Annotated in this window: 6 protein-coding genes; 3 read left to right on the top strand and 3 right to left on the bottom strand. The window is 73.3% G+C overall.

Annotation, left to right across the window (positions count from 1 at the left end; genetic code table 11):
* Positions 1-27: 27 nt before the first annotated feature.
* Positions 28-939 (top strand): 1-aminocyclopropane-1-carboxylate deaminase/D-cysteine desulfhydrase, encoded by a 912-nt coding sequence (locus ACFWJ4_RS12220; RefSeq protein WP_380347962.1) that lies wholly within the window; start codon positions 28-30, stop codon positions 937-939.
* A gap of 54 nt (positions 940-993) precedes the next feature.
* Here the strand turns inward: ACFWJ4_RS12220 and ACFWJ4_RS12225 are convergent, their stop codons facing one another.
* A complete protein-coding gene (locus tag ACFWJ4_RS12225; protein ID WP_380542403.1) occupies positions 994-2,538 on the bottom strand; it encodes an LCP family protein in 1,545 nt (514 codons plus the stop codon).
* Positions 2,539-2,657: 119 nt separating this feature from the next.
* Positions 2,658-3,122: a MarR family winged helix-turn-helix transcriptional regulator gene (locus ACFWJ4_RS12230; protein WP_380542406.1), complete on the bottom strand. Its 465-nt coding sequence runs from the start codon at positions 3,120-3,122 to the stop codon at positions 2,658-2,660.
* Between the two features lie 137 nt (positions 3,123-3,259).
* On the opposite strand from ACFWJ4_RS12230, the gene ACFWJ4_RS12235 reads away from it, so the two are divergent.
* Both ACFWJ4_RS12235 and ACFWJ4_RS12240 read left to right on the top strand, forming a co-directional pair.
* Entirely contained in the window at positions 3,260-4,288 is a 1,029-nt protein-coding gene (locus tag ACFWJ4_RS12235; protein ID WP_380542409.1) for an NADP-dependent oxidoreductase, read from the top strand.
* Between the two features lie 362 nt (positions 4,289-4,650).
* Positions 4,651-5,145: a DUF3145 domain-containing protein gene (locus tag ACFWJ4_RS12240; protein WP_380542412.1), complete on the top strand. Its 495-nt coding sequence runs from the start codon at positions 4,651-4,653 to the stop codon at positions 5,143-5,145.
* A gap of 78 nt (positions 5,146-5,223) precedes the next feature.
* On the opposite strand, the gene fabF is transcribed toward ACFWJ4_RS12240, so the two are convergent.
* The gene (gene fabF, locus ACFWJ4_RS12245; RefSeq protein WP_359913086.1) at positions 5,224-6,489 is read right to left on the bottom strand and encodes a beta-ketoacyl-ACP synthase II; all 1,266 of its coding nucleotides are present in this window, start codon (positions 6,487-6,489) and stop codon (positions 5,224-5,226) included.
* Between the last annotated feature and the right edge of the window lie 168 nt (positions 6,490-6,657).

A 6,657-nucleotide genomic window follows, 5' to 3' on the forward strand; every position in this document is an offset into this window, starting at 1 on the left:
GGCCGTCCGGGCCCGTAAGCTGGCCGGATGCTCGAACCCGCCCTGCTGCCGACCCCGCTGGTGGACTGCGCCGACGAGGCCTTCGCCCGGGCCGGGGTGGAGCTGCGGCTGAAGCGGGACGACCTGCTGCACCCGACCGTCCCCGGCAACAAGTGGCGCAAGCTGGCGCCCAACCTGGCCGCCGCCGTGGAGCAGGGCCACACCCGGCTGCTGACCTTCGGCGGCGCCTACTCGACCCACCTGCGGGCCGTCGCGGCCGCCGCCGGGGCGCTCGGGCTGGAGAGCGTCGGGCTGGTGCGCGGCGAGGAACTGGCCGACCGGCCGCGCAACTGGTCGCTGCGGGCCGCCGAGGCGGCCGGGATGCGGCTGGAGTTCCTGACCCGGGCCGAGTACCGGGAGGCCACCGGCCGGGCCGAGGGGGAGCACGGCACGGACGCGCCGCTCCGTCGCTGGGGCCGCTGCCTGGTGCTCCCGGAGGGCGGCTCCAACGCCCTGGCCGCCGTCGGCGCGGCCGCGATCCCGGCCGAACTGCCCGGTCTCGGCGAGCGGGACGTGGTCTGCTGCCCGGTCGGCACCGGCGGCACCCTGGCCGGTATCGCGGCCGGTCTGCCGGCGGGCGCGCGGGCGCTCGGGGTGGCCGTGCTGCGCGGCGGCGAGGGCTATCTGGAGGCGGAGGTCGCCCGGCTGCACCGGGCCGCCTACGGGCGCGGGTTCGGCAACTGGCGGATCGACCACGGGCACCACGGCGGCGGCTACGGCAGGGTCCCGGCCGAGCTGGCCGACTTCGCCGAGCGGTTCGAGCGCCGCCACGGGATCGCGCTGGAGCGCCGTTACGTCGCCAAGCTGCTCGCCGCGCTGGCGGACCTGGCGGGGGCGGGCGCCTTCCCCCGCGGCACCCGCCTCACCGCCGTCGTCACCGGGCTGCCGGACCCGCAGTAGCGGCCGGTCGGCTCGCGGCCCACGGTCCAGGGCCCACGGTCGGCAGTCGGCCGGTCAGCCGAAGGTCAGGTTGGCGCACGGGTCGGTGTCGGCGTTGCGGGTGTTCTCCGCTATGCCGGTGGGGATGCCGCCCGGGACACCGCTCGTGGCGGTGCCGGGGGTGGCTCCCGCCGCGGCACCGGCCGGGGCACCGGGCTCCGGGCTCGGGGCGGTCACCGGGTCGATCCGGGTGCCGGCCGCGCGGAAGTCGGCGCCGAGGGTGACGGTGATCGCCTCCGAGCCGGGCTCCTCGACCGCCCTGGCGCCGGGGAAGAGCGCCACGACCTGGTCGGCGGTGGCCTTCAGCGCGGGGTCGTAGGAGATCTGGGTGGCCTGCTGGCCGGGGGTGTTCTGGCCGAGCGCGACGTTCCGGAAGCCGCGCGCCTTGAGCGTCTCGGCGCCGGAGCCGGCCAGGCCGGGCGTGCCGACCCCGTTGACCACGGTGATCGGCGCCGCGCTCTGCTCCGGGGTGAGCGGGGTGAGCGGGGTGCCGGGGGCGGTGCCCGGGTCGGCGCTGGGGGAGGAGGTCACCTGGCCCGTCCCGGAGGTGCTCTGCCCGTCCAGGGTGCGGTCCTCGCGCAGCAGCTTCCAGAGGGCGTCGGCGTCCGGCTGCACCAGCCGTATTCGGTCGCCGGCGAAGCGCCAGGGCGCGGTGACGAAGGAGACGTCGGAGAGCTTGATGTCCTGGATCGAACGGGCGAAGTCCACCAGCTTCATCGCGGTGCCCAGCCCCTCGTCCACGGTGAGCGACTTGGTGGCCGCGTCGGCCAGCGGCAGCAGGGTGGGCAGTGAGAAGCCCTGGCCCTGGACCTTCTTGATCATCGAGGAGAGGAAGGCCTGCTGACGCTTCATCCGACCGATGTCGGAGTTGTCGCCGATCCCGTGGCGCGTCCGCAGGTAGTCCACCGCGGACTGTCCGGAGAGCTTCTGGAGGCCCTTCTTGAGGTGTATGCCGTACTGGTTGACGTCGTTGGGCACGCAGGCCTCCACGCCGCCCACGGCGTCGGACATCGCGGCCGCGCCCTTGAAGTCGACCACGACGGTGTGGTCGATCCGCAGCCCGGTGAGCTTCTCCACGGTGTTCTGGGTGCAGGCCGGGTTGCCCTTCTCGGCGAGGCCCACGGTGAAGGCGGAGTTGAACATCTGGTCGGTCTTCGGCGTCGTCCAGGTGCCGTTCGGCAGCTTGCAGGACGGGATGGTGACCAGGGTGTCGCGGGGGATCGAGACGCCGACGGCGTGCTTGTGGTCGGCGTAGACGTGCACCAGGATCGCGGTGTCCGAGTGGCCGACGCCCTCGTCGCCGCCGCCCAGCGAGTCGTTTCCCTCGTCGCGGGTGTCCGAGCCGAGCAGCAGCACGTTGACCGGGACGGAGGCGCCCGGGCTGGCCGGGACGGGTGCCGGCGGGCGCTCGGTGGCGACGCCGCCGGAGTCGAAGGTGGTGATGTTGTTGTCCAGCCGGTGGTAGAACCAGGCTCCGGCGCCCACGACCGACAGCACCAGTACGGCGGCCAGGCCGATGGCGGTCCGCAGGTAGCGGCGCCGACGCGTGCTGCTGCTCATCCTCCGTGCCCCCCGTCTTCAGGTCTCTCGCGTTCGATGTTCGAACGTTAGACGTTCCGGGAGGCTGTTCGGTTACCCCCCTGGGGCCTGCGGAAGGCCCCCGGGTCCTGTGATGCTGGTCACGCGCCGGGGTCGGAGGCGCCCGCGAGCATCCGCCGGAGCAGGTCGCGCAGCGCCGTCCGCTCGTCCGGGCCGAGCGCGGCCAGTGGCTCGCGGGCGAAGTTCAGCGACTCGCGCAGTTCCTCGGAGGCGGCCGAGCCGGTGCCGGTGGCGGCGACCAGCTTGACCCGGCGGTCGTGCCGGTCGGCCTCACGGGTCACGAAGCCGCGGGATTCGAGCCGGTCGACGATGCCGGTGATGTTGGAGGGCTCGCAGCTGAGCGTCTGGGCGATCTGGCGCATCGGCATCGGGCCGCGCCGCAGCAGCGCGAGCACCTTGGCCTGGGCGCCGGTGAGCGAGCGGGCGGCGGCGGCCTCCTCGTACTCGCGGTGGAACAGTGCGACCAGGTTGGCCATCAGGTCGACGACCTCGCGGGTGATCTCGTCGGGCTGCGGCGCGGCGTCCTGGATCGACTGGGTGTCCATGGTCGACAGTCTACCTGAAAAGTTGACAACGTGAACCTTTCATGCCCATCGTTACTTCAGTTGCTCAACCTTTCAGGTACCGAAACCGCACCTGAACCACACCTGAACCCGCAACCGAACCGCAAGGAGCGCCCCCGATGGCAGAGCAGGCCGCCGCCCCCGCGACCGCCCGTGAATGGCACCTCGCCGCCCGCCCGCAGGGCTGGCCGGTGCCGACCGACTTCGCCCTGGTCGAGGCCCCGGTCCGGGCCCCCGGCCCGGGCGAGATCCTGGTCCGCAACGCCTACCTCTCGGTGGACCCGTACATGAGGGGCCGGATGAACGACGTGAAGTCGTACGTTCCGCCGTTCCAGCTGGGCCGGGCCATGGACGGCGGTGCGGTCGGCTACGTCGTCGCCTCCGGGGCCGAGGGCTTCGCCCCGGGCGACGCGGTGCTGCACGGGCTCGGCTGGCGCGAGTACGCGACCCTGGACGCCGGGCGCGCGGTCAAGGTCGACCCGGCCGCCGCCCCGCTCTCCGCCTACCTCGGCGTGCTCGGCATGCCCGGCCTGACCGCCTACGCCGGCCTGCTCGCCGTCGGCGCCCTCAAGGAGGGCGACAAGGTCTTCGTCTCCGGCGCGGCCGGCGCGGTCGGCTCGCTGGTCGGCCAGATCGCCAGGCTCAAGGGCGCCTCGCTGGTGGTCGGTTCGGCCGGCTCGGCGCAGAAGGTGGCCAGGCTGGTGGACGAGTACGGCTTCGACGCGGCCTTCAACTACAAGGACGCCCCGGTCGCCGAGCAGCTCGCCGAGGCCGCCCCGGACGGCATCGACCTCTACTTCGACAACGTCGGCGGCGACCACCTGGAGGCCGCGATCGGCGCGCTGAACGTGCACGGCCGCGCGGTGCTCTGCGGTGCCATCGCCCAGTACAACGACACCGCCGCGCCCGCCGCCCCGCGCAACCTCGCGCTCGCCATCGGCAAGCGGCTGCGCCTGGAGGGCATGCTGGTGGGCGACCACGCCGGGCTCCAGCCGCAGTTCGTCGCGGAGGTGGCCGGCTGGCTGAAGTCCGGTGAACTGCGCACCGAGGAGACCGTGGTGGACGGTTTCGAGAACGCCGCCGAGGCCTTCCTCGATCTGCTGCGCGGCGTCAACACCGGCAAGATGGTCGTCCGCCTGGACAGCTGACGCTCCGTCAGGTCGACGACCGCCCCGTCGCCCGCACCGGGCGGCGGGGCGGCCGGGCGTCGGCGGTGCGCGCTCGGGCGCGGGCGTCGCGGCCGCACTACCGCATTCGGGCCGGATCCGAAAGTGCGTCATCCATCCTGTGGTGCCGCGCGGTACGGTGGTCCCGCCGACGATGGGGCCGTTCGGGGGAGAGATCCGGCCGAGGGGTAGACCTCGTTGAGGATTCGACTAGCATTGAGCGAAAGCCTGTCCGTTTTGCTCAATTTAGTAGCTTAATGTCGGCTAACGTGAGTAACTGCGGATCAACTGCAGGCACGAGGCAGCTGGGGAAGGCGACCCTCGTCCACAGCCTGGAGGTCCCGGTGACGACACGTGGAGTTCTGTACATCCACACCGCGCCCCGCGCGCTGTGCCCGCACGTCGAGTGGGCCGTCGCGGGGGTGCTCGGTGTGCGGGTGAGCCTGGACTGGATCCGCCAGCCGGCCGCACCCGGGCATTGGCGTGCCGAGCTCTCCTGGCAGGGGGAGCCCGGTACGGCTTCGAAGCTCGCCTCCGCGCTGCGCGGCTGGCAGCTGATGCGGTACGAGGTGACCAGCGAGCCCTGCGCCGCGGCGGAGGGGGAGCGGTACAGCAGCACGCCCTCGCTCGGCATCTTCCACGCCGTCACGGGCATCCACGGCGACATCCTGATCCCCGAGGACCGGTTGCGCGCCGTCCTGCTGCGCGCCCGCAGCGAAGGGGCCGACCTGGAGGCCGAGATCGCCCGGCTGCTCGGCAAGCCCTGGGACGACGAGCTGGAGCCGTTCCGGTACGCGGGCGAGGGCGCGCCGGTGCGCTGGCTGCACCAGGTGGTCTGAGGGCGCCCCGCGCGGACCGGACGGGCACGACGAAGGGGCCGGCGCTCTCCTTGAGCGCCGGCCCCTTCGTCACGGGCGTCAGCGGGTGCGGAAGGCCAGCACCACGTTGTGGCCGCCGAAGCCGAACGAGTTGTTCAGTGCGGCGATCCGGCCCTCGGGCAGCTTGCGGGCCTCGTCGCGGACGATGTCGGCGTCCACGTCGTCGTCCAGCTCGTCCACGTTGATGGTCGGCGGGGCGATCCGGTGGTACAGGGCCAGCACGGTGGCGACGGTCTCGATGCCGCCGGCGCCGCCCAGCAGGTGGCCGGTCATCGACTTGGTGGCCGAGACCGCGATGTGGTCGAGGTCGTCGCCCAGCTCCTTGCGCAGCGCCTTCAGCTCGGCGGTGTCGCCCTGGGGGGTCGAGGTGGCGTGCGCGTTGACGTGCACGATCTCGGCCTTGTCCAGCTCGTTGCGCTCGAACAGGTCGGCCAGCGCGCGGGCCACGCCGGCGCCGGTCGGCTCGGGCTGGGCGATGTGGTGGGCGTCCGAGGACAGGCCCTGGCCCACGGCCTCGCAGTAGATCCGGGCGCCGCGCGCCTCGGCGTGCTCGACCGACTCCAGCACGACCACGCCGGCACCCTCGCCCAGCACGAAGCCGTCGCGGGCCTTGTCGTAGGGGCGGGACGCGCGCTGGGGGTCGTCGTTCTTCTTGGACATCGCCATCATGTTGGCGAACGCGGCGATCGGCAGCGGGTGGATCGCCGCCTCGGTGCCGCCGGCCACCACGACGTCGGCGCGGCCGGTACGGATCATCTCGATCGCGTAGCCGATCGCCTCGGCGCCGGAGGCACAGGCGGAGACGGGGGTGTGCACGCCCGCGCGGGCGCCGACCTCCAGACCGACGTTGGCCGCCGGGGAGTTGGGCATCAGCATCGGGACGGTGTGCGGGGAGACCTTGCGGGCGCCCTTCTCCTTCAGCACGTCGTACTGGTCGAGGAGCGTGGTCACGCCGCCGATGCCGGAGGCGATCACGGCGCCCAGGCGCTCGGGGGCGAGCTTGGAGGACTCGTCGGTGGCGGGGGTCTCGTAGCCGGCGTCGGCCCAGGCCTCGCGGGCGGCGATCAGCGCGAACTGCGCCGAGCGGTCCAGCTTGCGGGCCAGCGGGCGGGGCAGGATCTCGCCCGGCTCGACGGCGGTCCTCGCCGCGATCTTCACCGGCAGGTCCTCGGCCCACTCCTCGGTCAGGGCCGCCACGCCGGACCGACCGGCGACCAGGTTCTCCCAGGTGCTGGCGGCGTCGGCGCCCAGCGGCGTGAAGGCGCCGATACCCGTGACGACCACGGTGCGGTTTTCAGCGGTCACTGGTTTCTTCTTCTCTCACGTGTGCGGGGGGTCGGCGGCGTGCCGAGGAAGGGCCCGGCCGGGCGCCCCGAGTGGGGGCGTCCCGCCCCGCGGGGGGAGGCCGGCCACAAAAAAACCCACCACCACCCCACCCAACCCCGCCCCAACGGCGACCCACCCCGCGCGCGC

Source organism: Kitasatospora sp. NPDC127067 (assembly GCF_042724755.1).
Taxonomy (GTDB): Bacteria; Actinomycetota; Actinomycetes; order Streptomycetales; family Streptomycetaceae; genus Kitasatospora; species Kitasatospora lactacystinica.

Excerpts from the sequence above, each read along its gene's own strand:
- ACFWJ4_RS12220 (WP_380347962.1), top strand. The coding sequence starts at position 28 with ATGCTCGAACCCGCCCTGCTGCCGACCCCGCTGGTGGACTGCGCCGAC.
- ACFWJ4_RS12225 (WP_380542403.1), bottom strand. The coding sequence starts at position 2,538 with ATGAGCAGCAGCACGCGTCGGCGCCGCTACCTGCGGACCGCCATCGGC.
- ACFWJ4_RS12230 (WP_380542406.1), bottom strand. The coding sequence starts at position 3,122 with ATGGACACCCAGTCGATCCAGGACGCCGCGCCGCAGCCCGACGAGATC.
- ACFWJ4_RS12235 (WP_380542409.1), top strand. The coding sequence starts at position 3,260 with ATGGCAGAGCAGGCCGCCGCCCCCGCGACCGCCCGTGAATGGCACCTC.